The organism is Caballeronia sp. KNU42 (genome assembly GCF_053760385.1).
On sequence record NZ_CM132388.1, the window covers coordinates 3831833 to 3858374 of the forward strand.

The following is a 26542-nucleotide window of genomic DNA, read 5'->3' on the forward strand; positions in this document are numbered from 1 at the left end:
AGCGACCATTGACTATGGGTAAGGTGTATTTGATCGGCGCGGGACCGGGTGCTGCGGACCTGATTACGGTTCGCGGTGCTCGGTTGTTGGGGCAGGCACAGGTCGTCCTGCATGACGCGTTGATCGAGCCGGCCATGCTCGACTACGCGCCGGACGCGCGCAAGATCGCGGTGGGCAAGCGTTGCGGACAGCGTTCGACCGCGCAGCATTTCATCAACAAGCAGATCGTCGATGCCGCTCTCGAACATGATGTCGTCGTGCGTTTGAAGGGCGGTGACCCCATGCTGTTCGGCCGCGCTGACGAAGAAATGCGCGCGCTCGAAGCGGCGGGTATCGAATACGAAGTCGTGCCGGGGATTACGGCTGCGTTGGCGAGCGCCGCGACGCTCAAGCGCTCGCTGACCTTGCGCGGAGTCGCACGAAGCGTTGCCCTGGCGACCTACAGCCGTGCGCCCGACAGCGATGAAATCCGCGAGCAGGCGAGTGCGGATTCGCTCGTGTTCTACATGGGCCGCGACAGCGCGCCGGAGATTGCGCAGCAGCTTATCGATGCAGGGCGGCCGGCGTCGACGCCGGTTGCTATCGTCGAGGCTTGCAGTACAGAACGTGAGCGTTCGTTGACGCTGACGTTGGGCGAGATGGCGGCTGGCGAGGCTCAGGACTGGCTCGATGCATCGCAACCGAGTTTGCTGATGATCGGTGAGGCATTCGCGGAGCGGTCGGTGTTGGTGCCGGTCATGGTTCAAACCGCGAAGGCTGCGTAGCAGGTTGCAGCTTGATTCAAGCCGAAGGCTGTGTGGAGAAAAGTTGCCGTAGTGCTCGAGATCGCTGCTTGATGTAGCTTCCCGTTCAGCTTCTCTGAAAGCCCTCGTTGGTCAATGACCCATGAGGGTTTTTTTGAATTTATTCGAGATTGTTTGATCCTTGGACCAATTGCGCTTATAAGGTCCGGTTCAAAAGCGTTTAAAGAACTATGCTTTCTCCACTTCCCGCAGACCAATAGCCTGCGGCTTCCGAAACGCCGAAGCGATCTTGTCGCATTCAGTCTTGGGAACGCCGAATTCCTCGAAGTAGATTCGCCACTCCCTCACTACTGCCGATAGTTGCTGGATGATTTCGACGGCCGCGTGCTTGAGCAGGCCGAATCGCCCCGCAGCCGAGAGCGCGTTGTCGAGCGTCGCCAGCCGGCCCATCGCCGGGCCTACGCCGAGTACGAGGAACCGCTCGGAGCCGACTTGCGGCTTCGGCACGACGTCGTACAGGTCGCTCAGGCGCCAGCCCTTGTTCGCTCCGTCCCACACAAACGCATGATTGCGCAGATGGTCATCGTCATTCGTCACGAGGATGTTGAATACCATTCGCTTGAACAATTCGACCTTGTCAGCCGCCACGAAACCGGTCGCGCCGCGTTCACCGAGCAGCTCCGCCAGATCAGCGTAGTTGGCTGAGGCGGTATCGCTCTCATGCATCTTGAGCATGGTCAACGCGCTCACGACGTGCCGTTTGCCGAACGCGCCTCCGGGCAGCGGCACGCGGTCAAATCGCTCGATCAGCATGACATCACGCCCGTCGGCCAAGTGAACGGGTTTGGTTGCCGGAACGCGCATACCGCACTTGCGGGCGAGCTCAAGCGTGGCGCGCTCGACCACGGGAACGTTGAAACCGTCTCGGGACACGGGGAATTTGGCAACCCACTGTCGGCCATCGTCCAGCAGAACCGCTTTGGGCCGTGCACCTCCGAAAGTCGCACCGACGCTGAAGAGCAACTGCAATTTTTTCGGAACCGGCTTGCCGTCCTGGATCATCGCTGCGGCATCCAGCAGATAGGACAGCTCTTTGGCATCCGGCAGCTTCCCAGGTTCGGCAGGGGCGGTGGGAGAGCTTCTGAAATCGAGTGCGCCAGTTCGATGCGGGCCGGCGTGAGCCAGATACTCCGTTTCAGGCAAGCCGTCGGGTGCAGCCCTCAACATATTCTCAATGACGCGTCGTCCCCAGGAGTCTGGGGCAGCGTCACGAATCGCGCCAAACAGCGCCAGACCTGCAGGGGGTTGGAATACCACTTCCTTCGAATTCTTCGCTTCGTCCAGAGGCATGCTGACCGGGTCTATGGCAGCGGCGTTGGCGCGTTGGACATACTTGTTGCCGTAGACGAAGGTGGACCCGACAGGCCTGATGCCTTGCTCGAGTAATTCGAGCTTACCGGCAGGAACCGCCTCGGACGCGCCTTCCAGGGCGATGAAGACGTATTTGCTCCATGTCGTTGTATTAAAAATCATACTCGCCTGTCTTCGAAGCGGGCTTGCGTGGGCGCACACGGGATTCCGTTTTACGCCGCGCTTCACCGATTACATCGTTTTGCGGATTCGCGAGTGGCTGGAGCAATCCGAGCAGGCCGGCCCGTTCGAATGCGTGCAGCCACGACGAGAAACTGACCGAAACATCGCCGTTTTCAATGCGCACCAGCGTGCTCGGGCTAATGTTGGCTCGTTCGGAAAAGTCCTTCCGGGTCATATTGCGTGCGATCCGGGCGGCTGCAACCGCGTGCCCCAGTCCCACAGCCTGTTGGCTGAGTTCTGGAGAGGAAAATTCTCGATTATTGCGCTTCATTTTGTCGTATCTGACACATAAAACCACTTAATTGGTCAGTATAGACAAAATATGGAGTTCGTCAATGTTCCAAGATGACTGTATTATCCATATCTGACCAATTAAGTGGCTTAATTGGTCAGATATGACTATTTTTGGTCATTTGCGAGTCGTTTGATTGATGGGACGTTCAGGCGGTCTGTGCAGAGACTTACCTTGCGTTGTTCGAGCGCGAGTGTCACGGGATTGCTCAAAAATTTTGCAGACAAGACAATGCCCCGGAAGTCTGTGACTCGCGGGGCATCGCAAAGCGACCGGGCTTTCGTGAGGACCGTGGCGGGAAAGGCAGTCCGGCCTATTCAATCTGCCGAATGCAATATTGCGCGACCGCATCCAGCACCGAGTCGTCTTCACCGACCGCTGTTGCGCAGTGGATGCTTAGCGATGGAAACATCACCCGGCATCGATCCAGCAATTCAGGCAGGTCGCGTCGTATATGGCCGCCCTGGCCGAAGAACACGGGCACGACGGTGAGCGCATCGCACCCATCCGCCGCCAGGCGTTCGATCGCTGTAGGCAAATCAGGTGTCATCAGTTCGAGAAACGCCAGCGATACCGGCTCAGGGCGCATCGTCCGCAGCTTCGTGGCGAGCCGTTCGAAAGGCTCGGCCCAGCGTGGATCGCGTGCGCCGTGGCCGAACAAGATCATGCCGTGCTTGCTCATCGCGTTCTCCGCTTGTTTCTAAAGCCCTGGCGCCTAAAGCCCCTAATGCCGGTCCACCCACCGCAACCCGATCAAGCCCACGACCAGATACGCCAGCGCCGGCGCCGCGGCTGTCAATGGCGCGGGCCACGTGTTCAGCGTACCAATGTGTGAGAACAGCGTGTTGACCAGCTGGAAGCTCATACCGATCATGATGCCGCCGAACACCTTCACACCGACCACGCCGGCACGGGTATGCAGGTAAGCAAATGGCAGCGACAGCACCAGCATCACGAGCACCGCGAGCGGGTACAGGATCTTGCGCCAGAACGCGATCTGGTAACGCTGCGTGTCCTGATGATTTTCCGTCAAATGCTGGATGTAGCGGAACAGGTTGAACATCGACATCCGGTCCGGCGACACCAGCAGCACCGACAAAATCTGCGGCGTGAGCTCGGAGCGCAGCGAGTACTCGGGAACGGTGATCTGTTTCGCGCGATAAACGGGGTTAAGCGCATCACCAGGATTCACCGCTTGCGGCGGCGCGTCGACGAGTTCCGTATCGGTCACGTCGGTGAGCTTCCAGTGGCCCGGCGGCTCGAACACACCGCTCTTCGCAATCCGCACATTTGTCAGCCGGAACAGCGAATCGAATTCGTAGATGCGCACGTTTGCAATGGTCGTATCCGGATTCAGCGTGCCCACGTTCACAAAGCGGGTGACCTGTTCGCCGTCCGCGCGCGCGGTCAGCGTGTCTTTCACCCAGACGCCCGATTCGAAGTTCATGGACACCGATGACCCCAGCGCCTCGAGCCGTACTTTCTCGGAGAGCTGGTCGGAGTAGGGGCCGACCACTTCGCCGATCACATACGTGAGGAACACCATGGGTATGCCGATCTTGAGCAGCGAGCGCAACGCCTTGCCCGTAGACAATCCGGACACGCGGAAAATGGTGAACTCCGACGCGGCTGCCATTTGCGCGAACACATAGATGGCCGCGATCAACGCTGCGACCGGAATGATTTCGTAGAAGCGCGAGGGTGTCTGCAAGGCCACCCGCAGCACGGCGAGCCCGAACTTGTAGTTGCCGTGGCCGACCGTATTCAGCTCATTGATCAGGTCAAAGAAGAAGAACAGGCCCGAGAACGCAAACAGGATGAAGATGAACGCGAGATAGATCTGGCGTGCGAAATACCGTTCGTAAATGCGCATCGCGTCAGGCCCCTTTCGAGCGGGTGAACGCCGACAGCTTGAAGAGCGGACGATTGCGTATGCGCATCCAGAAGATGACCGCAACCATGATCGAGACGAGTATGTGCAGTCCCACGAGCCCGACGACGAACGACACCCGGCCTTGCTCGATCCACGACTGCACCACGTTCAGCAGGTTGGAATATGTCAGGTAGATCAGCACTGCCATCACGAGATTGATTGTGCGACTGCGTCGCGGATTCTGATAAGACAGCGGAATGGCAAGCAGCATCAGGTTGATCGCGATCAGCGGCAGACCCGCGCGCCACGCAATTTCGGCAAGGTTCTCGCGAGTGGGATTGGCCAGCAATTCATTCGTGTACATGCCGGTCGTGGTGGGCGTGTTCACGAATTGCTGGCTTTGGATCTTCACGCCGTAGCGCTCGAATTCCATGATCCGGAAGTTTGGCTGGCCCGGGATGCCGTCATAACGCCGGCCGTTTTCCAGCACCACGAAACGATCGCCATTGGCGTGCGTTTCAGTATGACCGTTCTTCGATACCACCACGTTGACCTTGCCGCCTTCCGTGCTTGTCACGAACACGTTCTGCACGTGCCCCTGATCCGGCGACATCTTTTCGATAAAAAACACGCGGTGGCTGGTCTGCGATTCGCGGAACTGCCCAGGCGCGAGCAGCGAGACTTCGTCGCGTTGCTGGAACCGCGCCTTGATCAGCTTGCTTTGCAGATTCGACCAGGGCCAGACCACGAACGCGAAAAATACGATGGCAATGATGATGGGCGTGGAGAAGAGCGCGATCGGCTTGATCAGCGCAGTCTGGCTGATGCCTGACGCGAGCCACACCACCATTTCCGAGTCGCGATACCAGCGCGTCAGCACGAAGAGGATGGACACGAACAGGGTCACGATCATGATCACGGCGAGATAGCCGATAACGGTAAGCCCGATCAGCACGACGACGTCGCGCGGATCGACTTGCCCCGATGCCGCGAAGCCGACGATGCGGATCATCATCGTGGTCAGCATGATCGTGAGCAGAACCATGAATACGGCGCCAGCCGTATACGCGAGTTCACGCTGAAGGGAGCGTTCGAAGATCATTGATTGTCAGGTGGAAACCGGCGGCGAGGCGGTTGGATTGGCGGTTGGATTATGTGGGGTCCGCCGTTTGGATCCGCGCTTGGATCCGCGTTTGGACCGCACGCCATGACAAACGTGCCGATTGAACGAGTCACGAACGAGTCATGAGCGAGACATTCAATCCGCGTATCGCTGCCCGCGACCGCCTCGGAAAAAAATAGCGGATAATTGCGGCTTTCATCCTTCAGCCCAGATTTTATCCGAGGATAAGCGCGATGGACTTTAGCATAAAAGCCTGTGATTGGAGCAAAGGCTCGGCAAATGGTTTCCTTAACGGAAAGGCCGATGTAGTGGTGCTCGGAGTGTTCGAAGCGCAGACGTTGACGGGCGCAGCCCGCGAGATGGATTTGGTGACCAAGGGACTGCTCACGCGCACGGTGAAGGCCGGCGACATGAGCGGCAAGGCCGGTTCTACGCTGATGCTGACCGAAGTGACGGGGATTGGCGCGTCGCGCATCCTGCTGGTCGGCCTTGGCAAGCAGGACGGTTTCAACCAGAAGACTTACGCGGAAGCCGCGCGCGCCGCATGGCGGGCGCTGCTCGCCACGAAGATCGCGAACGTGGCGTTCACGCTGGCCCAGCTGCCGGTGCCGGAGCGCACCAGCGACTGGGGCGTGCGCAGCGCCATCCTCGCGCTGCGCGAGCTGACCTACAAGTTCACGCAGATGAAAAGCAAGCCGGAAAACGGCGATCGCGCGCTGAAGAAAGTGGTGTTCAGCATCGACGCCGACGACGACAAAGCGGCGAAGCTTGCAGTGAAACATGCAACCGCGCTCGCCAACGGCATGGACCTGACGCGCGATCTCGGCAACCTGCCGCCGAACGTGTGTACGCCCACGTATCTCGGCCATACCGCGAAAAAACTCGGCAAGGAATTCAAGCTGAAGGTGGAAGTGCTCGGCCAGAAGCAGATCGAAGCGCTGGGCATGGGGTCGTTCCTGTCGGTCGCGAAAGGCTCAATTGAACCGCCTGCGTTCATCGTGATGCATCACCAGGGCGCGGGCGCGAAGGCGGCGCCCGTCGTGCTGGTCGGCAAGGGCATTACGTTCGACACCGGCGGCATCTCGATCAAGCCGGGCGAGGGCATGGACGAGATGAAGTACGACATGCTCGGCGCCGGTTCCGTGTTCGGCACCATGCGCGCGATCGCGGAAATGGGGCTGAAGCTCAACGTGATCGGCGTGGTGCCGACCTGCGAGAATATGCCGGCCGGCAATGCGGTGAAGCCGGGCGACATTGTCACGTCGATGTCGGGTACGACCATCGAAGTGCTGAATACGGACGCGGAAGGCCGCCTGATTCTCTGCGACGCGCTGACCTACGTGGAACGCTTCAAGCCCGCGGCAGTTATCGATATCGCCACGCTCACAGGCGCGTGCGTCGTGGCGCTCGGCCATCACAACACGGGTCTGTTCTCGAAGGACGACGCCCTGGCGGGCGAGTTGCTGGACGCATCGAAGGAAGCTATCGATCCGACCTGGCGCATGCCGCTCGACGACGAATACCAGGACCTGCTGAAGTCGAATTTCGCCGATGTTGCGAACATCGGCGGACGGCCGGGCGGCGCGATTACCGCCGCGTGTTTCCTGTCGCGGTTCGCGCAGAACTATCCGTGGGCTCACCTCGATATCGCGGGTACGGCGTGGAAAAGCGGCGCGGCGAAGGGCGCAACCGGGCGTCCGGTACCCTTGCTCACGCAGTTCCTGGTCGATCGCGCGGGCCAATGAGCGTGGTTGAACCAAGCGTAAGCAGGGAGAGGCAGGTATGACGCGGATCGATTTCCATTCGAATGTGGGGGATTCGATCGCGTACGCCTGCCGCCTCGTGCGCAAGGCCTACCTGAGCGGCCAGCCGTTGATCGTGCTGGCCGAGCCCGAGCGGTTGAAACAGTTCGACGAGCAATTGTGGACGTTCAAGCCGCTCGAGTTCGTACCGCATTGCATGGCTGACAGCGCGCTGGCGGCTGACACGCCGGTGTTGCTGACGGCGTCGCTGGAAGCGCTGGTGCTGGATCAAAGGCATCAGATCCTGGTGAATCTTGGTGCAACGGTACCGCCGCAGTTCGCGCGGTTTGAGCGGCTGCTGGAAGTGGTCGGCAACGAGGAGCAGGAACTCGTGGCTGGGCGCGAGCGGTATCGTTTCTATCGCGATCGGGGCTACGTGCTCAACAACTACAAGCAAGGCGAGTGAAGCCACGCTCAGTCGCTGTCTCCATAGCGACGGGCAGCGGCCACGCGGTATGATCGGAAAAATGCCCGCCGTTAGCCCGCAGTCAACCTGCCATCAGGTTGCTATCAGGTTGTCAGCAGCCTGCCAACAAGAGACGGAGTCCACTCGTGCCCATCACCACCGCGCCCGATACGGCTGAAACACCCGAAAATTTCGATTCATCCATTCCTGTGCTGACCGATGTCATCGCACCAGGCCGGCCGGACCGTGCCCGTGTTGCACCGCGTGCGCCGGAGCCGGTGTTATCTCCTGCGGCAGTGCCATCGCACGAAGAGCTTAAACACGGAACAGATCGTGACGCCGATGTCATCGCAGACAGGCTGCGCGGGCGCTTCACGCACTTTTTAACCGGCGATGGACGGGCGTTAATCGAGGAACGTTGCAGGGAGTCGTTGCAGGAGCATTCCAACTGGCTGGTCAGCCAGATTACGCGGGAGGTTGCGTTGGCGCTGGAAACGGAGTTGACGCAATGGGTGCGCGAGGCGGTGGCCGATGAGCTGGAGCGGCGAGGGCGTTAGTAAGAAGAGATCGCCGCTGGAGCCGAGCGTGGCCCCAGTGCAGCATTAATCAGGCATTGATTCTCCGCTTAGCGCCGGCAGAACCTGAAACGGTGTCTACTGGCGCCAAGCGAAAAAACTGCCTGCAATCAACCCGTTACCGCGCCCTTATTAGCAGGCTGAGCAAGCGCAGCATACTTGGCCAGCACGCCGCGCGTATAACGCGGCGCAGGCTGCTTCCATTCCCCACGACGGCGCTCGATCTCGGCGTCATCCACGTTCAGTTGCAACAGCAGCTTGTGGGCGTCGATGGTGATCGAATCCCCTTCCTTGATGAACGCAATCGTGCCGCCCGCATAAGCTTCCGGCGCTACGTGACCGACCACCATGCCCCACGTGCCGCCGGAGAAACGGCCATCGGTAATCAGGCCCACGGATTCACCCAGCCCCTGGCCGATGATTGCTGACGTAGGCGCCAGCATTTCCGGCATGCCCGGACCGCCCTTCGGGCCGAGATAGCGCAGCACGACGATATCGCCCGCCTTGATCTGACCCGCGACAATCGCGGTCATCGCGCTTTGCTCGTCCTCGAACACGCGAGCCGGTCCGGTAATGACCGGATTCTTCAGGCCGGTGATCTTCGCCACGGCGCCGTCCGGCGCCAGATTGCCCTTCAGGATCGCGAGGTGGCCTTCGTCGTAGAGCGCCTTGTCGATCGGGAAAATCACGTCCTGGTCAGCGCGCGGCTTCGACGGCACGTCCTTCAGTTCTTCCGCGATGGTCTTGCCCGTGATCGTGATGCAATCGCCGTGCAGCATGCCCGCGTCGAGCAAGATCTTCAGCACTTGCGGAATGCCGCCGGCCTTGTGCAGGTCGGTCGCCACGTACTGGCCCGACGGCTTCAAGTTGCAGATCACCGGCACTTTCTTGCGCATGCGCTCGAAGTCATCGATGCTCCATTCCACTTCGGCCGCATGGGCGATAGCCAGGTAGTGCAGCACGGCATTGGTCGAGCCGCCGGTCGCCATGATCAGTGCGACCGCGTTTTCAATCGATTTCTTCGTGATGATGTCGCGCGGCTTGAGATCGGCTTTGACCGCTTCGACCAGCACACGCGCGGATTCCGCCGAGGAATCGACTTTTTCCTGGTCCGGGTTCGCCATGGTCGATGAATACATCAGCGACATGCCGAGCGCCTCGAACGACGAGCTCATGGTGTTGGCCGTGTACATGCCGCCGCACGAACCGCTCGACGGGCACGCGTTTTTCTCGATGCCGTCGAAATCTTCCTTCGACATCCGCCCGGCCGAGAATTCACCCACTGCTTCAAACGACGACACGATGGTCAAATCCACGCCCTTCCAGTTGCCCGGACGGATCGTGCCGCCATACACATAGATGCCCGGCACGTTCATGCGTGCGAGGCCGATCATGCCGCCCGGCATGTTCTTGTCGCAGCCGCCGATCACGACAACGCCGTCCATCCACTGGCCTTGCACGGCCGTTTCAATACAGTCGGCGATCACTTCGCGGGACACGAGCGAGTACTTCATGCCTTCGGTGCCCATCGACATGCCGTCCGAAATGGTTGGCGTACCGAAGGTCTGCGGATTCGCGTCCGATTTGCGGATCGATTCGACGGCGGCGTCCGCCAGCTTTTGCAGGCCCGAGTTGCACGGCGTGATGGTGGAATGACCGTTGGCGATGCCGATCATCGGCTTGTCGAAGTCTTCTTCCTTGTAGCCAAGGGCGTAATACATCGAGCGGTTCGGGGAACGCGCGATGCCTTGCGTGATGTTTTTCGAGCGGCGATTGAAGGCCATGTGGGGGCTCCTTGAGGATTTTATTGTCTGGTCGCGAAAGGATGAAGCTTGTACGAACGCGTGTCCAATATATTATTCAGGGTCTATTAAGTCGCGGAAGATATCAGTGGAAGCGCGGAACATCGAACTCAGGTTGTTGCGGTATTTTGTGACGGTTGCCGAAGAAATGCACTTCGGGCGGGCCGCTGGACGGCTCGCCATGACGCAGCCGCCGTTGTCGCAGGCTATCCGGGCGCTGGAGGACATGCTCGGCGTGGCACTGTTCGTGCGGACCAAGCGTTCCGTCGAGCTGACGCCCGTGGGCAAGGACCTGCTGCCGGAAGTGCGGCGGCTGCTCGCAGGCGCCGATGCGTTAAGACCGCTCGCCCAGTCGCTTGCGCGGGGCGAGGCGGGGGTTCTGTCGCTGGCATTCGTTTCCACCGCAGATTACGGCCTGCTGCCGCTGCTGCTGCGCGATTTCGGCGCCCGTTTTCCTGGCGTGCGGCTACAGCTCGTCGAAGCGACCAGCGACGTCCAGGTGGAAGAGCTGGTGGCGGGCCGCATAGACGCCGGGCTCGTCATTCCGCCGCTTCCGCCGCGCCACGCGGTGGCGCTGTCGTATTTGCCGATTGCGCGCGAGCCGTTGGTCATCGCCATGTCCAGCGATGCCGCCGCTGAGCTCGGGCAGGGCGGCGAAGAGTGGTCCGAGACGCCGGTCAGCCTTCACCAGCTCGCCGATGCCCCGCTCGTCGTCTTTCCGCGGCGTCTCGCGCCCGGTTTCTATGACATGATTATGGGTTGCTACGGCGCGGCCGGCCTGATGCCGCGCGTCGGGCAGGAGGCAATTCAAATGCAGACCATCGTCAGCCTGGTGTCGGCTGGCATGGGTGTCGCGCTCGTGCCGCAATCGCTGCGACATCTGCGCAGGACCGGAGTGGTGTATCGTCCGTTGCTCGAATCGGGTCCGGTTGTCGAGACCGGACTCGTGTGGCGCGCGGCGGAGGTCAGCCCGGTGCTCGCCGGTTTTATCGATATAGTGCGCGCTCATGCGGCTACCGTGCCTGCGTTGCCGTGACTCCAACACGTAAATAGAAACATGCTCATTCACCCGAATTTCGATCCCATCGCGCTTCATCTAGGTCCGCTCGCTGTGCGCTGGTATGGCCTCATGTATTTGCTGGCGTTCGTCCAGTGCATTGTCATCGGTCGCTTGCGGCTACGTTTGCCTTACGTCGCGGCGCAAGGGTGGACGACGAAGGATATCGACGACATCCTGTTCTACGGGGTGCTCGGCACCATCCTGGGCGGCCGGCTTGGCTATGTGCTGTTCTACAAGTCGAGTTTCTACTTCGCGAATCCGCTCGATATCTTCAAGGTCTGGGAAGGCGGCATGTCCTTCCACGGCGGCATGATCGGCGTGACGATCGCCATGGTCGTGTTCGCGTGGCAACGAAAGCGGACCTGGCTGCAAGTCACCGATTTCGTCGCGCCGCTGGTCCCGCTCGGACTGGCGGCCGGCCGCTTTGGTAACTTCATCAACGGCGAGTTGTGGGGTCGGGTGACCAATCCGAATGCGCCGTGGGCCATGCTGTTCCAGAACGCATCCCCCGATGACGCCATCTGGCTGCGCAACCATCCGCAACAGGCCGCGCAGTGGAACCTGAACGAAATTTTCGAGCGTTACCAGATGCTGCCGCGCCATCCGTCGCAGTTGTACGAGATCGCGCTGGAAGGCTTCGCATTGTTTATCGTGATGTGGCTGATGTCGCGCAAGCAGCGGCCGGTCGGCGCGATTTCGGCGGTGTTTCTGATTGGTTATGGCATCGCGCGTTTCACGGTTGAATTCGCGCGTGAACCGGATGATTATCTCGGCCTGCTGGCCATGAACCTGTCGATGGGCCAATGGCTTTCGCTGCCTATGATCATCGGCGGAATTGGCTTGCTCATCTGGTCGTATCGACGTGGGCGCGCGGTGCCTTCGGAGTCTGCAAAGCTCTCCTGAACGAGAGACAAGCAGCAAGCAAATGCCATGAAAAAGCCTCGCGTAGCGAGGCTTTTCTGTACCGCGAGACTTGAGTGTCTATCGGTTCATCTGCACTGAACCCGATACGTTCACGGTCACGGTCGACGTTCCCCCTTCAAGCGCCATGGGCGCCGACATTTTTGCATCTGCGCCCATGCTGCGTGCGGCCATCATCATGACCGGACGCGGCGACGACCCGTTATGGCCGATGTTCACCTCGCGGATCGCATAACCGCTATAACCGAACGCCTGTGCCGAACTCTGTGCCTGTTGCTTGAACGAAGCAATGGCCTGCGTCGACAGTTTCTGTTCCGCTGCACGCTGCGCTTCCGGCGAGAGCGAGAACGTCACGCTGCCCACTTGCATCGTATCGCTCATCTTGCCCGCCAGTTTGGACGCCGCCGCGAAGTCCTTCGACTCGAGTACGACTTCCGTGCGGCCGCGCCATGCGGAGATGCGGCCATCGCGATCCGTAGACGGGTAGACGGTGAACGAACCACTGTGCGCCGTGACGTTTTCGACACCCTTCGCCTGGCGGAGCGCCGCGTCCGCGCGCTGATTGAGCACCGATGTCAACGAGGCCGGGTCCTGCGCTTCCTGCTCATAGAACAGCGTGATGTCGACCACGTCTTGCGGCACGTCGGCGCTCGCCTGGGCTGCAAGCGACAACACGCCCGACGGCTGGGCCTGAACGACGTTTTGCGCGAAGGCGTTCTGTGCCATGACAGCGCCTGCAAGCAGCACAGCGGCTGCCAGTATGGAAGTGGTGTTTTTCTTTGTCATCGTCTAACTCCGTAAGCATGAGTGCGCGTCATGTGACGCGAAGCTTAGGCGCTTCTCATGCACGCGAAGTTCCCTTCAACGAGGTTACAAGAGGTGACTGGTGATGAAGCGCCATTGCGCCTCGGTGACCGGCGTGATCGACAACCGGTTGCCTCTTGCGAGCACTTGCATATCGGCAAGCTCTGCATGATCGCGTAGCGTGGCAAGTGGAATGAGCGGCGTCTTCTTCACGAAGTGGACGTCGACGAGCAACCAGCGCGGTTTTTCCGGCGATGACTTCGGATCGTAGTAATGGCTGGTGAAATCGAATTGAGTGGGATCGGGATAAGGCGCCGACGACACCTTCGCAATGCCTGCGATTCCCGGTTGAGGACAGCTCGAGTGATAGAACAGCACGCCGTCGCCAATCTGCATGCCGTCGCGCATGAAGTTGCGCGCCTGGTAGTTACGCACGCCAGTCCACGGCAGGGTTTTTTTCGGCGCGTGAGCGAGATGGTCGATGCTCGCTTCGTTCGGTTCCGACTTCATCAGCCAGTAGTGCATGAATGTCTTCCATGGAGAAAGGCGCCGTGCAAAGAAGCATGCACGATGCAGGATTCACGATGCAAAAGAAAACGGCGCCGGAGAAACTCCAGCGCCGTTAATCCATTCAGTCAACTTAACCGCTTGCCAGCATGCATTAAGCAAATACGCATGCTGTTGAAAAGGGTCCCCGCCCAAGCCGCTAGGCCGGCATCCTGAACCTGGGTTCAAGATTGGTCGCAGTAAGCAACACCTTGGGCTCATCAGACAGAGTGACGCGCTCGCCAGTGCTACAAGGTCCCACAACCGTGCACAATGGCATTGGTTCAAGGAATATATGACCTTGGCAAACCAGGCAGGGAGCAGTCACTTTACACCAATCATCGAGACGATGCAGCAATGATCCCGGAAAACTTCATGACGACCGGTGAATTTGTTAAATGCTGCAAAACATAGAATCGTGCCAGCGCTCCGGCAACAAAATAACATCCGGACATTAGCCAGCGCGTCAAGCATTTAAAGCAAATTCCACGATGCTACGCGCTCGCCATTGCAGCAACGACTTCGTCAACTACAGCGCTTCATATTGCGAAATCACGACGCCCAGTTGCTCATTCATTTGATGCATGGTGCGGCGAATTTCTTCGGCCGGGAATGCTTCGCCGTGACGCACGCTGTTTTGCAGCTTCAGCAATTCCGACGCCAGCGACAACGCCGCCATTACCGCGATCCGGTCCGTACCGCGCACGCTGCTTGCGTTTCGTACTTTCGACATTTCCGCGTCAACGCGGGCCACCGCTTCGCGCAAAGCGCCTTCGGTTTCCGGCGAACATGCGAGCCGGTACGGCGCGCCGAGAATGGATACCTCGATCTGCTTCGACGTCATGCCTTTTCTCCGTGATGGTGTGATTCTTCATGCAACGCACCGTGCGCCGAGTCGGCGGTATCCGGTTCGATGCCGCCATCGGGAGGCAAAAGGGCAAGCTGGTTGTCCGGCTCCGGTGCAGCTTTCGCACGCGGCAATTTTTCGAGAATCACGTTGAGACGAATCTGCGCGTCGTCGATCTTGGCCGACAGCGAGTCGCGCTCTGCCACCAGCGCGTCACGTTCTTCGCGCATGGCCGCGAGCTCGCCCTGCGTGTTGGCATAGTCGGCGCGCAACTGTTCGAGTTGCTGGGCCAACGCGTTGTGAGCTTGATGATGGCGTTCGCTGATCTTGATCAGCCGGCCGATATTCTGTGACAGTGATTCGAGTTCGTTGAGCATGTGCTGCGTCCTCTTAAGACCTCGCATTTTAGCGCGCTTCTCCGGCGCTTCAGAAAATTGGTTCGTTTCCAGACGTAACAGCAGTCGGTCTTCAAAGCATGGGCGCGACCCTTTATTTGTAGGGGGAAACGTTTTATGCGGACTCATTCTCCCATTCGTTCAGGCGTGCGAGCGTTCGTGGAAATATCGCGCGGAGGCCCTTAAAACAGGGGTAATCGAATAATCGAACCACGGCGAAGACGCTCTGTACGCCTGCATTGCCGCGCTTTCTTGACGGCTTGATGTGCCGCTCTTAAACTCCCGCACCTTAGGGCCTGCGGGCTCTTGCAAGCGGGCCGGTACTGCAGGAAGCAGGGAGCGCAGGCCGCGCGGACCAGCCAACCTGCGCTGTCCCCGCAACGGTAAGCGACTCCAACGCAAGTTGCAAGCCGGTCCTGGTGCGCGTCGTCCGACGCATTTCACCACTCGAAATGGCGTTCATCCGCTGTGCTTCAAGCTTCGACGATCTGTACTATCCGTTCAGCGGCATTCCGTTGGATCGTTCCATCATGGGGCGGAGCGCTTATCGATGACCTCGGGACAACCTCTTCAACAAGGACCATTTGCTTGCGCACTCGTACAACACGCCGCGTCGCGGGGCCTCGAACATGCCCTGCCGACCGCCACAGTGAACCGCAGTGAACCTTAAGCGCATGAGCGCCCAGCGCGCTTTCATGGTCTGGACCGGGCTTGGCTTCGCCGCGCTCGCTGTGTTCGTGGCGTCGCTGGCGCTGGGGAGTATTGCCGTGTCGCCGGTGCGGGTGATGCAGGCGCTCGTGTCCCGGTCGACTGACGTGATCGATGAAATCGTGCTCAGCCTGCGCTTGCCGCGCGCGCTCGGCGGCTTTGCCGCTGGAGCGCTGCTTGGCATGGCTGGCGGGTTGTTGCAGGTCTTGTTGCGCAATCCGCTCGCCGAACCGTATGTGCTAGGCGTATCGGGTGGTGCAGCCGCATTCGCGCTCGCCGCGATGCTGTTCTCCCTGTCGTGGTGGAGCGTCGACGTTGCTGCGTTCGCGGGCGCGTTCTTGTCGATACTGCTTGTGCTCGGCCTCGCCCGGCGTGAGTTGTGGCGCGGCGAACCGCAGGACACATCGCCGAGATTGCTGCTCACCGGTGCGGTGATCGCGGCGGGGTGGGGCGCGTTGATCACGCTTATGCTTGCTGTCGCGCCCGAGAACCGTCTGCGCGGCATGGTGTTCTGGCTGACCGGTGACCTGAACGGCGTCGCGATGCCATGGACCGCGTTGATCGCTTTGGTGATCGCGCTGGTCGCGATCGTGCCGGCGGCGCCCCAGCTCAACGTGTTGCTGCGTGGCGATGTAGCGGCCGAGGCGCTGGGCGTGCGCGTCGTGCAGTTGAGACTGCGCGTGTACCTGGTTGCGTCGCTGGCGGCAGCGGCTGCGGTGACGACGGCCGGGACCATCGGTTTTATCGGGCTCGTGGTGCCGCATGTGTTGCGGCTCGCGTTCGGCAACGATCAGCGCATGCTGCTGCCTGCATCGGCGCTGGCTGGCGGACTGGCTGTGATGGGCGCGGACCTGATCGCGCGCACGGTGATCGCGCCCGCGCAGTTGCCGGTGGGCGTCATCACCGCGCTGATCGGCGTGCCGGTGTTCTTGTGGATGCTCCTCAGGCGCGCGCCATGAACGGACTCCAGATCACTCAACTCACGTTGCGTGTGGGTACTCATGCAGCAGCTCGCGTATTGGTCTCGGACCTCACGCAGTTCTTCGCGCCGGGCGAAATGTGGTGCATCGCCGGTCCGAACGGTGCGGGCAAGACGACGTTGATCGCGGCGATGGCGGGGGTATCGAAGACGGCATCGAATGCGATTTCACTCGATGGACGCGCGTTGAGCGCCTGGGGCGCAAGCGAACTCGCCCGCCGCCGCGCGTTGATGCCGCAAGCCACCCACGATGCGTTCAGCGCCACCGTTCTCGAGACCGTCATGCTGAATCGCTTTCCGCATCTGACCGGCTGGGGATGGGAAAGCGATGCGGACCGCGCGGCTGCGCATGCGGCGCTGGATCTGCTTGGCCTCGCCGAATTCGCTTCACGCGATGTCCTGTCGTTATCAGGCGGCGAACGTCAACGCGTGGCGCTGGCCGCGACCTTGTGCCAGGACGCGCCGCTATTATTGCTCGATGAACCGCTCGCGCATCTCGACGTGCATCATCAGATCGATTGCCTTGAAGCGTTGAGCGGATGGGTCCGATCGAAACAACGCAGCGTGATTTTCTCGTGTCACGATCTGAACCTTGCCCGGCGTTTCGCTACGCACGCTTTGCTGCTCGATGGCGCCGGCCACGCGCATGCCGGCCCCGTTCGCGATGTCCTGACGCCCGAGCGTGCCGGCGCCGCGTTCGGTTATCCGCTTACGCTGATTCAGCAGGACGGTCATGAGGCGCTCGTGCCCGTGATGCGTTCAACCTCACCTTACACATCGCTATGAACGACACACTTCCCCGTCCTGAACCGCTCGATCGATCGATGGCGGCCGAGCTGCAACATGTCATCGATACGAAGACAAAACCGCCCGGCAGTCTCGGCCGGCTCGAATCGCTCGGGCTTCAGATCGGGTTGATTCAACGGACGTTGCGGCCGCGTATCGAGCGGCCGGCGATCATTGTTTTTGCCGGCGATCACGGGATTGCGGCCGAAGGCGTGAGTCCGTTCCCGCAGGAAGTGACCGTGCAGATGGTTGCGAATTTCATCGCGGGCGGGGCGGCGATCAATGCGTTGTCGAAGGCGGCGGGCATGACGCTCGAAGTGGTGGACGCGGGTGTGGCGAGCGCGTCGCCCGCAGCGGCGAGGTTTGTCGATGCAGCGATCCGGCGCGGCGGCACGCGCAACTTCGCGCACGAACCGGCGATGACGCGCGACGAAGTATGGCAAGCCATCGAGCGTGGTGCCGAGCGCGTGCGTTTTCACGCGGCGCTCGGGACCAACGTGATCGGCTTCGGCGAAATGGGGATCGCGAATACATCCGCGGCGGCGTGCCTGATGAGCCGGCTCTGCAACGTTGAGATCGATGCATGCGTGGGACGTGGCACCGGACTCGACGACGCCGGCCTGAACCACAAGCGCGATGTGCTTGCTGCTGCCTTAAAGAAACACGCGGCATCCACTGATCCGCTCGAGACGCTGGCCACGTTCGGCGGCTTTGAGATCGCGATGATCGTAGGCGCCTTCCTCGCGGCGGCCGAAGCACGCATGACGATTCTGGTCGATGGTTTCATCGTGACGTCGGCGTTGCTCGTGGCTCATGCGCTCAATCCGGCCCTGCTCGATTACTGCGTGTTCGCGCATGCATCGGATGAGACGGGGCATCGGCGTATGCTGGAACATCTCAATGCAGCGCCGTTGTTGCAACTGGGATTGCGTCTCGGCGAAGGCACCGGCGCTGCGCTCGCATTGCCGTTGTTGCGCGCGGCGGTGGCGTTCATCAATGAAATGGCGAGCTTCGAATCCGCCGGTGTGTCCGACAAATCCGCGTGATGTCGATATGAACCGGCCATCGCAAGAACTCCGCTACTTCTTTACCGCACTCGGGTATTTCACCCGCGTGCCGGTACCGCGTTGGGTCGGTTTCGAAGCGCACTATCTGAATGCGGCGGCGCGCTATTTTCCGTTGATCGGTGCGCTGGTCGGCGGGGTCGGCGCGGTCGTTTATCTCGCCGCGCTGCAGGTGTTTTCGGCAGGGGTTGCAGTGTTGTTGTCGATGGCGGCAACGTTGCTTGTCACCGGCGCATTTCACGAAGATGGCCTCGCGGATTGCGCCGATGCCTTAGGCGGCGCCTACACCCGCGAGGATGCGTTGCGCATCATGCACGACTCGCGGATCGGCGCATTCGGCGCCATTGCGTTGATCGTTGCGCTTGCGCTGAAGTGGCAGACATTGGCCACCATGCTGCCGTTGCGTACCGCGTGGATGATCGTCGCGGCGCACGCGGCAAGCCGCACGTTTGCGATCAGCTATCTCTGCACGCTCGACTACGTACGGGCCGAAGGCAAGGCGAAACCGGTCGCGCAGAAGATGAGCGCGAGCGCGTTTCTGCTGGCTGCCTTGTTTGGATTGCCGTGGCTTTTCTGGCCCGACTGGCGGCTTGGATGCGTGATGATCGTGGCGCTTGCCGTGTTGCGTTTTGCCATGGGGCGTTATTTCGTGAAGCGCATTGGCGGCTACACCGGCGATTGCCTCGGCTTTGCGCAACAGATTTTTGAACTTGCAATCTACCTGATTGGACTCGGATGGATCTCGTCCTGATTCGCCATCCGGCTGTTGGTATCGACACCGGGATTTGCTATGGCAGCACCGACGTCCCGCTTCTAGGCGATGCTGCCGATTCCGCGCGCGTGCTGGAAGAACGATTGCGGCTGCTGAAAGTGCCGACGTTTGAAGGCGTCTGGCATACAAGCCCCTTAAGCCGATGCTGCTTGCTGGCAGAAGCACTCGGCCCTGTCCAAGCCGATACCCGTTTGCAGGAACTCGATTTTGGCGCGTGGGAAGGGCAGCGATGGGACGGCCTCGATCGCGCGATGCTCGATGCCTGGGCAGCGGATCTTGAACACGCCCGCGAGCACGGCGGCGAGAGCGTCGCGCAGTTCGCCGCGCGGGTGATCGGTTGGGCAGACTCCGTTTGCACCGCGAACGCCGATGGCCCGATTCACGCCGTGACGCATGCGGGCGTCATTCGGGTTTTGACTGGCCATTTACTCGGCGTCCCGCGTGCGAACGCGATTCAATGGCCGCTGGATTTCGGCGCGATCGTCTGGTTGAAACGCGTGCGCAATGAATGGTTGCTGGTTCGCTGGAACGCCTGAGGCTTTACTTCGGTCGCCGCGTTCTGGCTACTTCCAGGTCTTCGCACAATGTAGCCGCACCGAGCGCGAGGCGCGGTGTGGGCCGGTTGATCAGGTCGCCATCGATACCGAACAGATTGTTGCGCGCGACGGCTTGTACCGAAGGCCACTTGCGCCACGCATCCAGCGACGGCAACGCATGATCTGAAGTTGTCGCACCGGGCGTGGCCGTCACAATCGCCTCGGGATTGGCAGCGAGTACGGCTTCAGTCGAGATGGTGGGCACCAGCGGTTTCAGATCCGCAAACACGTTGTGGCCACCGCACAGATCGATCACCTGGCTGACAATTTGCGACCCGTTGAGCGTCATCAGCGGGTCGTCCCAGACTTGGTAAAACACATTCACCGGCGGACGGTTCGAATAGCGCGTGCGCAAGCCGGCGATATCGTGACGGAACGCCTCCGACGCCTTCTTCGCTTCAGCCGATGTCCCGAGCAGGACGCCGAGTTTATCGATGGTGACAGGGATATCGTCCAGCCTGTGCGGCTCGCTGAAAAACAGCGGTACATGCAGTTCGCGCAACCGGTCGATCTGCCGCATCGCATTGCCATGCCGCCAGACAACGATCAGGTCGGGTTTCATCGCGACGATGCGTTCGAGGTCCAGCGATTTGTTGTCGCCGACACGCGGGATGTTTTTCGCTTGCGGCGGGTAATCGCTATAACTGACCGCGCCGACAACCCGCGCACCGCCGCCCGCCGCGAACAGGAGTTCGGTGACGTGGGGCGCCAAGCTAACAATGCGCTGTGCCGGCGAAGCGAGGGTAACGGTGGCGCCGGTGTCGTCGGTGACGGTGAGGGTTTCAGCCCGAGCTTGGGCCGATGCAAAAATCGCAGCGATAAAGGTCAGCGTGAGGACGTGGCGCAAAGTCATGAGGTGTGTTGGTTCGGGTGCGTCATGCATTGCGAGCGCTGCGTAAGAAGCACGAATACGCGAGCGCTCATTTTTGTTTGAGGACGTGAGGCGCTCGATCGTTCAGCGGGCCGCTTTCACGGCGGCGTTGAACGCTTCCTCAAACCGCGCCCATTCCTCTTCCGATCCCGTCAAACCAATCCGCAGACTCGGCGATGCGCCGTGCTCGAAGAGCCGTGTCCAGATTCCGCGTGTGGCCAAAGCGTTCTGCAGCGCCGCTGCTTTGCCGGTCTCGAACCATACAAAAAGCGGTGTCGCTCGGGGATCGAAACCTTGATTACGGATCAACGCTGCCAGCCTTGCGCTATCGCGAGCTAGCGTAGCGCGCGTCTCTGCTTGCCATGAAAGGTCAATGAACGCGGCCTGCACCGCGTGTCGTGCCGGACCGCTCACTGTCCACGCACCGAGCGCTTCTGACAGGGCATCGCGTAAGGCTGGCGCTGCGAGCACAAACCCCGCGCGAATCCCGGCCAGCCCATAAAACTTGCCGACCGAGCGCAGCACGACCAAGCCCTCGCGCCCACTTTCCGACGCCATCGACATGGCCGCATCGCCGTAGGCATCGGCGAAGGCTTCATCGACGATCAGCGTGCCGCCGCGTTTCGCCAATTGCTCACGCCATCGAAGCAACACGTCACGCGCGACGAGTTCGGTCGTAGGATTGTTAGGATTCGCAACGATTACATGGTCGACGTCGTCCTTCAAATCGGCCGATGCAACATCGAGCGTCACGATCCGATGCCCCGCGCGTTCGAACGCCGGCCTGTATTCGCTGTACGTCAAAGGTGCAACGGCAGCAACGCCGCGTCTCAACACGCCCGGCAACGCACGAATCGCCGCCTGGCTACCGGCAACAGGCAGCGCCCCTGGCGCTCCGTAGTGACGCGCCGCCAGCTCGGCCAGACCATCGGCGTCTTCCGGCAATCGGCGCCATGCGTCCATCGGCAAGGGCGGGACCGGATACGCCCGCGGATTGATCCCCGTCGATAAATCCAGCCAGTCGCCCAGCGCGATTCCGTATCGACGCGCAGCTTCCCGCAGATTCCCGCCATGCCGAATGGGATCAGCCATGAAGCCCCACGCCCATGAAAGCCAGTACCAGCAGCACTGCGAGCCAAAACAGCAAAGTACGTTCGACCAGCCGCAGCGCGGCCACCACGTGCCGCGGCGAGGCGGTCATTCCAAACCCGAGCACAGGCCGCGTTTCCAGCGTGCCGTGATAGATCGCCGGGCCGCCGAGCAACACGTTCAGGCTTCCGGCGCCCGCCGCCATCACCGGCCCCGCGTTCGGACTGTCCCACAGCGGCGCCTGCGTGCGCCAGCAGCGCCACGCCGTGCGCGTGTCGCCCATCATGGCGTAGCTGGCGGCCGTGAGCCGCGCGGGCACGAAGTTCAGGACATCGTCGAAACGGGCGGCGGCCCAGCCGAAGCGCAGGTAACGCGGCGTGCGGTAACCCCACATGGCATCAAGCGTGTTGGCGAGGCGAAACATCAGTGCGCCCGGTCCACCCGCGATCACGAACCAGAACAACGCGCCGAAAATAGCGTCGTTGCCGTTTTCCAGCGCGGATTCCACGGCGGCGCGGGAGAGCGCGGCTTCATCGGCGTTGGTCGTGTCGCGCGAGACGATCCGCGCCGTCAGCTTTCTCGCGGTGGCAAGATCGCCAAGCCCGAGCGCGCGGGCGATCGGGGCGATGTGGTCTTTCAGGCTTTTGGCGCCGAGCGAGAACCACAGCAACGCGACATGCACCGCGCACGCGGCGCCGAACGGCAGCACGCTCACGAGCATCCAGCTGACGATCACCGGCGGCACGACGGCCAGCAACCACGCGAGAATACCCGCCGGCCGCGCCCGGAAACCCGTGTTCATTTTTGCTTCGATACGCGTGGCAAGGCGACCGAACGCAACCAGCGGATGGCGCGTGGCCGGTTCGCCGAAGATCCGGTCGATCACGACGCCGGCAATGGCGAGCATCGCCGTGACGTAGAAGGAGAGCAGCAGCATGTCAGCCTTTGAGCACGAGCGGCTGGCCGGCGACCATCATGGTCACGTGCGTGCTCGCGGCGGCGACGCGCTGGTTGAGCCGGCCGAGTTCATCGACGTAAAGGCGCGTCACCGATCCCATGGGCACCACGCCCAGGCCGATTTCGTTGCTCACTATGATTACCTTGCCGCGTACGGTTGAAAGCGCCGCGTCGAAGTCGGCGAAGGCTTGCAGCGGCGGCCCGTCGGGCGGGGGGGTAGACCCCGAGCCATCGGCGGGGAACAGCAGGTTGGCAAGCCACAACGTCAGGCAGTCGATCAGCACCACATGACCCTCGCGATCCAGTTCGCGCAGCACGCCGCCCAGATCGAGCGGCGCTTCGACCAGCGCCCAATGCGCCGGCCGGCGTTCGCGATGCTGCTCCACGCGCGCGGCGAATTCGGCGTCGCCAATACGCGCGGTCGCCACGTACGTAACGGGCAAGCCGCTGTCGGCGGCCAGCCGTTCGGCAAACGCGCTCTTGCCCGAGCGCGCGCCGCCGAGAATGAAGGTGAGGTCGGGTGAAGTCATCGCAATATTGTACCGGCGGGCGCTACCATAGCGGCTTCCCGGATAACCGATGGAACCGATGACCACGGAAACGCCCATGCAATTTGCACCGCGCGGCACGCTGATGATCCAGGGCACGACCTCCGACGCCGGCAAGAGCACGCTGGTCGCGGGCCTGTGCCGGCTCGCGCGGCGCGGTGGCATGCGGGTGGCGCCGTTCAAGCCGCAGAACATGGCGCTGAACAGCGCGGTGACGGTGGACGGTGGCGAGATCGGCCGCGCTCAGGCGCTGCAGGCCATCGCCGCGGGCGTCGATGCGGAAATCGACTTCAATCCCGTGCTGCTCAAGCCGACGAGCGACCGCGGCGCGCAGGTGATCATCCACGGTCACGCACATGCCAATCTCGATGCCCGCGCGTACCACGCGTACAAAACCATTGCCTTCGATGCTGTGCTCGCCTCGTACGCCCGGCTTCGGCAGCGTTTTGACGCGATTATCGTGGAAGGGGCGGGAAGCCCGGCGGAGGTGAACCTGCGGGATCGCGATATCGCCAACATGGGGTTTGCCGAGCGCGTGGATTGTCCGGTGGTGCTGGTAGCGGATATCGATCGTGGCGGCGTGTTCGCGCACCTGCTGGGGACGTTGGCGTGTTTATCGGAGACCGAAAGGGCGCGAATTCGCGGCTTCGTGATCAACCGTTTTCGTGGCGATATCAGCCTCTTGCAGCCCGGTCTCGACTGGCTTGAAGCGCAAACCGGCAAGCCGGTGCTGGGCGTCGTGCCTTATCTGCATGGCCTGACGCTCGATGCCGAGGACATGTTGCCCAGCCAGTTGCACGCGCGTGGAGAAGGCGCGGAGGGTTTGAAAGTCATCGTGCCGGCGTTGCCGCGCATCAGCAATCACACGGATTTCGATGCGTTGCGCGCCCACCCGCAGGTCGATTTCTCCTACGTGCGCGCAGGGACGGCGCCGCCGCCGGCCGATCTCATCGTGTTGCCGGGCTCGAAAAGCGTGCAGCGCGACCTGGCGTGGCTGCGCGAAAACGGCTGGGATCGGGCGATTGAACGGCATCTCCGATACGGCGGCAAGGTGCTGGGCATTTGCGGCGGCATGCAGATGCTGGGCCGTACGGTGGATGATCCGCAGGGGTTCGAAGGGCCGGCAGGGTGCGTGAATGGCCTGGGCCTGCTCGATCTCGACACCACGCTGACGGCAGACAAGCTGCTCGACAACGTAACCGGCCGGCTGACCTTAAGCACTGGCACTGGCGCGGCGCCCGTGCGGGGCTACGAGATCCACATGGGCCGCACGACGGGCGCAGCCCTCGCCCGGCCGGCCGTGATGCTTGAAATGCTCGAAGGCGAGCGTCCGGACGGTGCGATTTCCGCCGATAACCAGATCGCCGCAACCTATCTGCACGGCATCTTCGATACCCCCGAAGCTTGCGCAGCGCTGCTCGAATGGGCCGGTCTGCGCGATGCCGCGACGCTCGATTACCCGGCGCTGCGGGAGGCTTCGCTGGACCGTCTCGCCGATACGCTCGGGCAAGCGCTCGATCTTGACGCCATCGGATCGATGTTTGCCTGAAAGCGGTCAGGCTCGAACGACGTCAACAGTCCGACCCGCGGCACATACCCCCGGTGAGACCGCCGGGCGCACGTTCGCCCCGTGCTCAAGCCCCTGATTACACGGTGAAAACTCAATACAAGATCATCTGCGTGCAGCGAAATAACGCGATGGTTTTACCCTCGCCGTTCGTCACGATTGCGTCCCATACATGCGTGCTGCGGCCCAGGTGCACAGCGGTCGCCTTGGCCGTGATGACCCCCTCGCGGGCCGTGCCCACGTGGTTGCTCTTCAGTTCGACAGTCGTAAAATTCTTCGCACCCTCGGGCAGGTGAGCGATGCAAGCGTAGCCGCAACACGTGTCGGCGAGACCGATCACCGTCGCCGCATGCAGGAAGCCGTTCGGTGCGAGCAGTTCGGGGCGGATGGTCAATTTGCCGGTGAGCGTGCCGCTTTCCAGCGATACGACGTCCACGCCGAGCAGCTCCGGCAGGCAGCCGCGCTGGCGTTCGCGCAGAGAGTCAGGGGTGATGTCGGGGCGCAGTGTGGCCATGATGCGGAGTCCTTGAAGTTGCGCGGCGTTGTCGACGCGCATGGATTGAAATTGGCAAATCCGATAGTATCAACGGCTCGAAGTTTTCACTTAATGCAGCGCTTACAGCACGCCGGGTGTGTCCGGCGTGGAGCGCGGCCGACAACGCGTGGATTGAACCTATGACGGTGATCGTGGTGGCGAATCCGAAGGGCGGCGTGGGCAAGAGCACGCTGTCCACGAATCTGGCGGGTTATTTTGCGGCGAACGGCGAGTGGGTCGCGCTCGCGGACCTGGACAAGCAGCAGTCGGCCCACGGCTGGCTGGGCTTGCGCCCGGACACGCTGCCGAAGATAGAAGAATGGAAGACAAACGTCGACGCGCCGTCGAAGCCGCCGAAAGGTCTGGAGAAGGCGGTTGTCGACACGCCTGCCGGGATTCACGGTACTCGTCTCGCGCTGGCGCTGGACTTGGCGGACAAGGTAATCGTGCCGCTCCAGCCGTCCATGTTCGATATCCTCGCCACGCAGGAATTCCTTGAGCGCCTGCAGAAAGAGAAGGCGGTACGCAAGGGCACGATCGAGGTCGGCGTGGTGGGGATGCGGGTGGATGCCCGGACGAAATCAGCGGATCAGCTGCATCGGTTCGTGGAAGGGCTTGACTTGCCGGTGCTCGGTTTTATCCGCGATACGCAGAACTACGTGCAAGTCGCCGCGCACGGGCTGACTATCTGGGACATCGCGAAAAGCCGGGTGGAGAAAGATATCGAGCAGTGGCAGCCGATTATTGAATGGGTGTCGAAGAAGTAGGAGCAGGCGTAGACGGCCCGTTCGAGCCATAAAAGCCATGAAAAAACGTCGGTTGGCTTCAATTCAACGAAAGCCAACCGGCGTTTTTTGCGTTTTCGCACCAGACCAAACCCGGATTCAGGTCCAGTTTTGCGTCGGCACGTGGTCGCGGTTTCCCTTGATGCGGTTCTTTTCATCGACGAACACAAGATCCGGCTTCCAGCCCGCCTTCAGTTCCGCCTCATCGACCAGCGCGAACGCTGCAATGATCACCAGATCGCCCAGTTGCGCCCGGCGGGCTGCCGAACCATTCAGCGAAATCATGCCGCTGCCGCGCTCGCCCTTGATGGCGTAGGTCGTCAGGCGCTCGCCGTTATTCACGTTCCAGATGTCGATCTGCTCGTTTTCAAGCAGATTCGCGGCTTCCAGCAAGTCCTCGTCGATGGCGCACGAGCCTTCGTAATGCAATTCGCAATGCGTGACCGTGGCGCGGTGAATCTTCGATTTCAAAAGCGTTCGCTGCATGCGTATCTCACCCAATT

At 61.3% G+C, this 26542-nt stretch carries 29 protein-coding genes and 1 other RNA gene; 13 read left to right on the top strand and 17 right to left on the bottom strand.

Going from position 1 to position 26542, the window contains the following annotated elements; all coding sequences use genetic code 11:
* Positions 1 to 14: 14 nt before the first annotated feature.
* A complete protein-coding gene (cobA, locus tag ACSOSP_RS17135; protein ID WP_455308514.1) occupies positions 15 to 764 on the top strand; it encodes a uroporphyrinogen-III C-methyltransferase in 750 nt (249 codons plus the stop codon).
* Positions 765 to 971: 207 nt separating this feature from the next.
* Here the strand turns inward: cobA and ACSOSP_RS17140 are convergent, their stop codons facing one another.
* The 5 genes from ACSOSP_RS17140 to lptF form a co-directional block, all read right to left on the bottom strand.
* Complete coding sequence (locus ACSOSP_RS17140; RefSeq protein ID WP_455308515.1) at positions 972 to 2276, bottom strand: type II toxin-antitoxin system HipA family toxin; 1305 nt, start codon at positions 2274 to 2276, stop codon at positions 972 to 974.
* Positions 2266 to 2634, bottom strand: a complete 369-nt coding sequence (locus tag ACSOSP_RS17145) for a helix-turn-helix domain-containing protein (RefSeq protein WP_455308516.1) — start codon at positions 2632 to 2634, stop codon at positions 2266 to 2268. Before ACSOSP_RS17145 ends, ACSOSP_RS17140 begins: the two co-directional genes overlap by 11 nt.
* A gap of 307 nt (positions 2635 to 2941) precedes the next feature.
* Positions 2942 to 3310: a sirohydrochlorin chelatase gene (locus tag ACSOSP_RS17150; protein WP_455308517.1), complete on the bottom strand. Its 369-nt coding sequence runs from the start codon at positions 3308 to 3310 to the stop codon at positions 2942 to 2944.
* 42 nt (positions 3311 to 3352) lie between these two features.
* On the bottom strand, positions 3353 to 4501 hold the full coding sequence (gene lptG, locus ACSOSP_RS17155; protein WP_455308518.1) for an LPS export ABC transporter permease LptG: 1149 nt from the start codon (positions 4499 to 4501) through the stop codon (positions 3353 to 3355).
* A 4-nt stretch (positions 4502 to 4505) separates the two neighbouring features.
* Positions 4506 to 5603, bottom strand: a complete 1098-nt coding sequence (gene lptF / locus ACSOSP_RS17160; protein WP_455308519.1) for an LPS export ABC transporter permease LptF — start codon at positions 5601 to 5603, stop codon at positions 4506 to 4508.
* A 254-nt stretch (positions 5604 to 5857) separates the two neighbouring features.
* Here lptF and ACSOSP_RS17165 point away from each other — a divergent pair, with 254 nt between their 5' ends.
* From ACSOSP_RS17165 to ACSOSP_RS17175, 3 genes are all read left to right on the top strand, one after another.
* Complete coding sequence (locus tag ACSOSP_RS17165) at positions 5858 to 7369, top strand: leucyl aminopeptidase (RefSeq protein WP_455308520.1); 1512 nt, start codon at positions 5858 to 5860, stop codon at positions 7367 to 7369.
* 37 nt (positions 7370 to 7406) lie between these two features.
* Complete coding sequence (locus ACSOSP_RS17170) at positions 7407 to 7832, top strand: DNA polymerase III subunit chi (protein ID WP_455308521.1); 426 nt, start codon at positions 7407 to 7409, stop codon at positions 7830 to 7832.
* 146 nt (positions 7833 to 7978) lie between these two features.
* Positions 7979 to 8389 (top strand): DUF2486 family protein, encoded by a 411-nt coding sequence (locus ACSOSP_RS17175; RefSeq protein ID WP_455308522.1) that lies wholly within the window; start codon positions 7979 to 7981, stop codon positions 8387 to 8389.
* A 128-nt stretch (positions 8390 to 8517) separates the two neighbouring features.
* On the opposite strand, the gene ilvD is transcribed toward ACSOSP_RS17175, so the two are convergent.
* Entirely contained in the window at positions 8518 to 10191 is a 1674-nt protein-coding gene (gene ilvD / locus ACSOSP_RS17180; RefSeq protein ID WP_455308523.1) for a dihydroxy-acid dehydratase, read from the bottom strand.
* Between the two features lie 106 nt (positions 10192 to 10297).
* Here ilvD and ACSOSP_RS17185 point away from each other — a divergent pair, with 106 nt between their 5' ends.
* Together ACSOSP_RS17185 and lgt are read left to right on the top strand one after the other, a co-directional pair.
* A complete protein-coding gene (locus ACSOSP_RS17185; RefSeq protein WP_455308524.1) occupies positions 10298 to 11245 on the top strand; it encodes a LysR substrate-binding domain-containing protein in 948 nt (315 codons plus the stop codon).
* Positions 11246 to 11266: 21 nt separating this feature from the next.
* Positions 11267 to 12172, top strand: coding sequence for a prolipoprotein diacylglyceryl transferase (gene lgt / locus ACSOSP_RS17190; protein WP_455308525.1), 906 nt, complete (start codon positions 11267 to 11269; stop codon positions 12170 to 12172).
* A gap of 78 nt (positions 12173 to 12250) precedes the next feature.
* On the opposite strand, the gene ACSOSP_RS17195 is transcribed toward lgt, so the two are convergent.
* From ACSOSP_RS17195 to ACSOSP_RS17215, 5 genes are all read right to left on the bottom strand, one after another.
* Positions 12251 to 12976 carry an SIMPL domain-containing protein gene (locus ACSOSP_RS17195; RefSeq protein ID WP_455308526.1) on the bottom strand — a complete coding sequence of 242 codons (726 nt, stop codon included), beginning with the start codon at positions 12974 to 12976 and terminating at the stop codon, positions 12251 to 12253.
* A gap of 84 nt (positions 12977 to 13060) precedes the next feature.
* The gene (locus ACSOSP_RS17200) at positions 13061 to 13519 is read right to left on the bottom strand and encodes an EVE domain-containing protein (protein WP_455308527.1); all 459 of its coding nucleotides are present in this window, start codon (positions 13517 to 13519) and stop codon (positions 13061 to 13063) included.
* A 162-nt stretch (positions 13520 to 13681) separates the two neighbouring features.
* Positions 13682 to 13863, bottom strand: a non-coding RNA gene (gene ssrS, locus ACSOSP_RS17205) — 6S RNA.
* A gap of 206 nt (positions 13864 to 14069) precedes the next feature.
* Entirely contained in the window at positions 14070 to 14384 is a 315-nt protein-coding gene (locus ACSOSP_RS17210) for a cell division protein ZapA (protein ID WP_455308528.1), read from the bottom strand.
* On the bottom strand, positions 14381 to 14764 hold the full coding sequence (locus tag ACSOSP_RS17215; RefSeq protein WP_455308529.1) for an ATPase: 384 nt from the start codon (positions 14762 to 14764) through the stop codon (positions 14381 to 14383). Before ACSOSP_RS17215 ends, ACSOSP_RS17210 begins: the two co-directional genes overlap by 4 nt.
* A 692-nt stretch (positions 14765 to 15456) precedes the next feature.
* Here ACSOSP_RS17215 and ACSOSP_RS17220 point away from each other — a divergent pair.
* From ACSOSP_RS17220 to cobC, 5 genes are read left to right on the top strand one after another with little or no spacing between them, the layout of a single operon-like run.
* Positions 15457 to 16449 (top strand): FecCD family ABC transporter permease, encoded by a 993-nt coding sequence (locus tag ACSOSP_RS17220; protein WP_455308530.1) that lies wholly within the window; start codon positions 15457 to 15459, stop codon positions 16447 to 16449.
* A complete protein-coding gene (locus ACSOSP_RS17225; RefSeq protein WP_455308531.1) occupies positions 16446 to 17255 on the top strand; it encodes an ABC transporter ATP-binding protein in 810 nt (269 codons plus the stop codon). The genes ACSOSP_RS17220 and ACSOSP_RS17225 overlap by 4 nt, the downstream gene beginning before the upstream one ends.
* Positions 17252 to 18301, top strand: coding sequence for a nicotinate-nucleotide--dimethylbenzimidazole phosphoribosyltransferase (gene cobT, locus ACSOSP_RS17230; protein ID WP_455308532.1), 1050 nt, complete (start codon positions 17252 to 17254; stop codon positions 18299 to 18301). Before ACSOSP_RS17225 ends, cobT begins: the two co-directional genes overlap by 4 nt.
* 7 nt (positions 18302 to 18308) lie before the next feature.
* Positions 18309 to 19070, top strand: coding sequence for an adenosylcobinamide-GDP ribazoletransferase (locus ACSOSP_RS17235; RefSeq protein ID WP_455311009.1), 762 nt, complete (start codon positions 18309 to 18311; stop codon positions 19068 to 19070).
* The gene (gene cobC, locus ACSOSP_RS17240) at positions 19055 to 19627 is read left to right on the top strand and encodes an alpha-ribazole phosphatase family protein (protein WP_455308533.1); all 573 of its coding nucleotides are present in this window, start codon (positions 19055 to 19057) and stop codon (positions 19625 to 19627) included. The genes ACSOSP_RS17235 and cobC overlap by 16 nt, the downstream gene beginning before the upstream one ends.
* Positions 19628 to 19631: 4 nt before the next feature.
* Here the strand turns inward: cobC and ACSOSP_RS17245 are convergent, their stop codons facing one another.
* The 4 genes from ACSOSP_RS17245 to cobU all read right to left on the bottom strand — a co-directional run bounded on the left by ACSOSP_RS17245 (position 19632) and on the right by cobU (position 23134).
* The gene (locus ACSOSP_RS17245) at positions 19632 to 20540 is read right to left on the bottom strand and encodes a cobalamin-binding protein (protein ID WP_455308534.1); all 909 of its coding nucleotides are present in this window, start codon (positions 20538 to 20540) and stop codon (positions 19632 to 19634) included.
* 102 nt (positions 20541 to 20642) lie between these two features.
* A complete protein-coding gene (cobD, locus tag ACSOSP_RS17250) occupies positions 20643 to 21650 on the bottom strand; it encodes a threonine-phosphate decarboxylase CobD (RefSeq protein WP_455308535.1) in 1008 nt (335 codons plus the stop codon).
* Positions 21643 to 22584: an adenosylcobinamide-phosphate synthase CbiB gene (gene cbiB / locus ACSOSP_RS17255; RefSeq protein ID WP_455308536.1), complete on the bottom strand. Its 942-nt coding sequence runs from the start codon at positions 22582 to 22584 to the stop codon at positions 21643 to 21645. The genes cobD and cbiB overlap by 8 nt, the downstream gene beginning before the upstream one ends.
* Position 22585: 1 nt before the next feature.
* Positions 22586 to 23134, bottom strand: a complete 549-nt coding sequence (gene cobU / locus ACSOSP_RS17260; protein WP_455308537.1) for a bifunctional adenosylcobinamide kinase/adenosylcobinamide-phosphate guanylyltransferase — start codon at positions 23132 to 23134, stop codon at positions 22586 to 22588.
* Positions 23135 to 23210: 76 nt separating this feature from the next.
* Between cobU and ACSOSP_RS17265 the strand changes: the two genes are divergently transcribed.
* Positions 23211 to 24701 (top strand): cobyric acid synthase, encoded by a 1491-nt coding sequence (locus ACSOSP_RS17265; RefSeq protein WP_455311010.1) that lies wholly within the window; start codon positions 23211 to 23213, stop codon positions 24699 to 24701.
* Positions 24702 to 24813: 112 nt separating this feature from the next.
* Here ACSOSP_RS17265 and ACSOSP_RS17270 read toward each other — a convergent pair whose 3' ends face one another.
* Entirely contained in the window at positions 24814 to 25233 is a 420-nt protein-coding gene (locus ACSOSP_RS17270; RefSeq protein WP_455308538.1) for a PaaI family thioesterase, read from the bottom strand.
* A 161-nt stretch (positions 25234 to 25394) separates the two neighbouring features.
* On the opposite strand from ACSOSP_RS17270, the gene ACSOSP_RS17275 reads away from it, so the two are divergent.
* The gene (locus ACSOSP_RS17275) at positions 25395 to 26021 is read left to right on the top strand and encodes a ParA family protein (protein ID WP_455308539.1); all 627 of its coding nucleotides are present in this window, start codon (positions 25395 to 25397) and stop codon (positions 26019 to 26021) included.
* A 117-nt stretch (positions 26022 to 26138) separates the two neighbouring features.
* Here ACSOSP_RS17275 and panD read toward each other — a convergent pair whose 3' ends face one another.
* Positions 26139 to 26525: an aspartate 1-decarboxylase gene (gene panD, locus ACSOSP_RS17280; RefSeq protein ID WP_455308540.1), complete on the bottom strand. Its 387-nt coding sequence runs from the start codon at positions 26523 to 26525 to the stop codon at positions 26139 to 26141.
* Positions 26526 to 26542 lie beyond the last annotated feature (17 nt).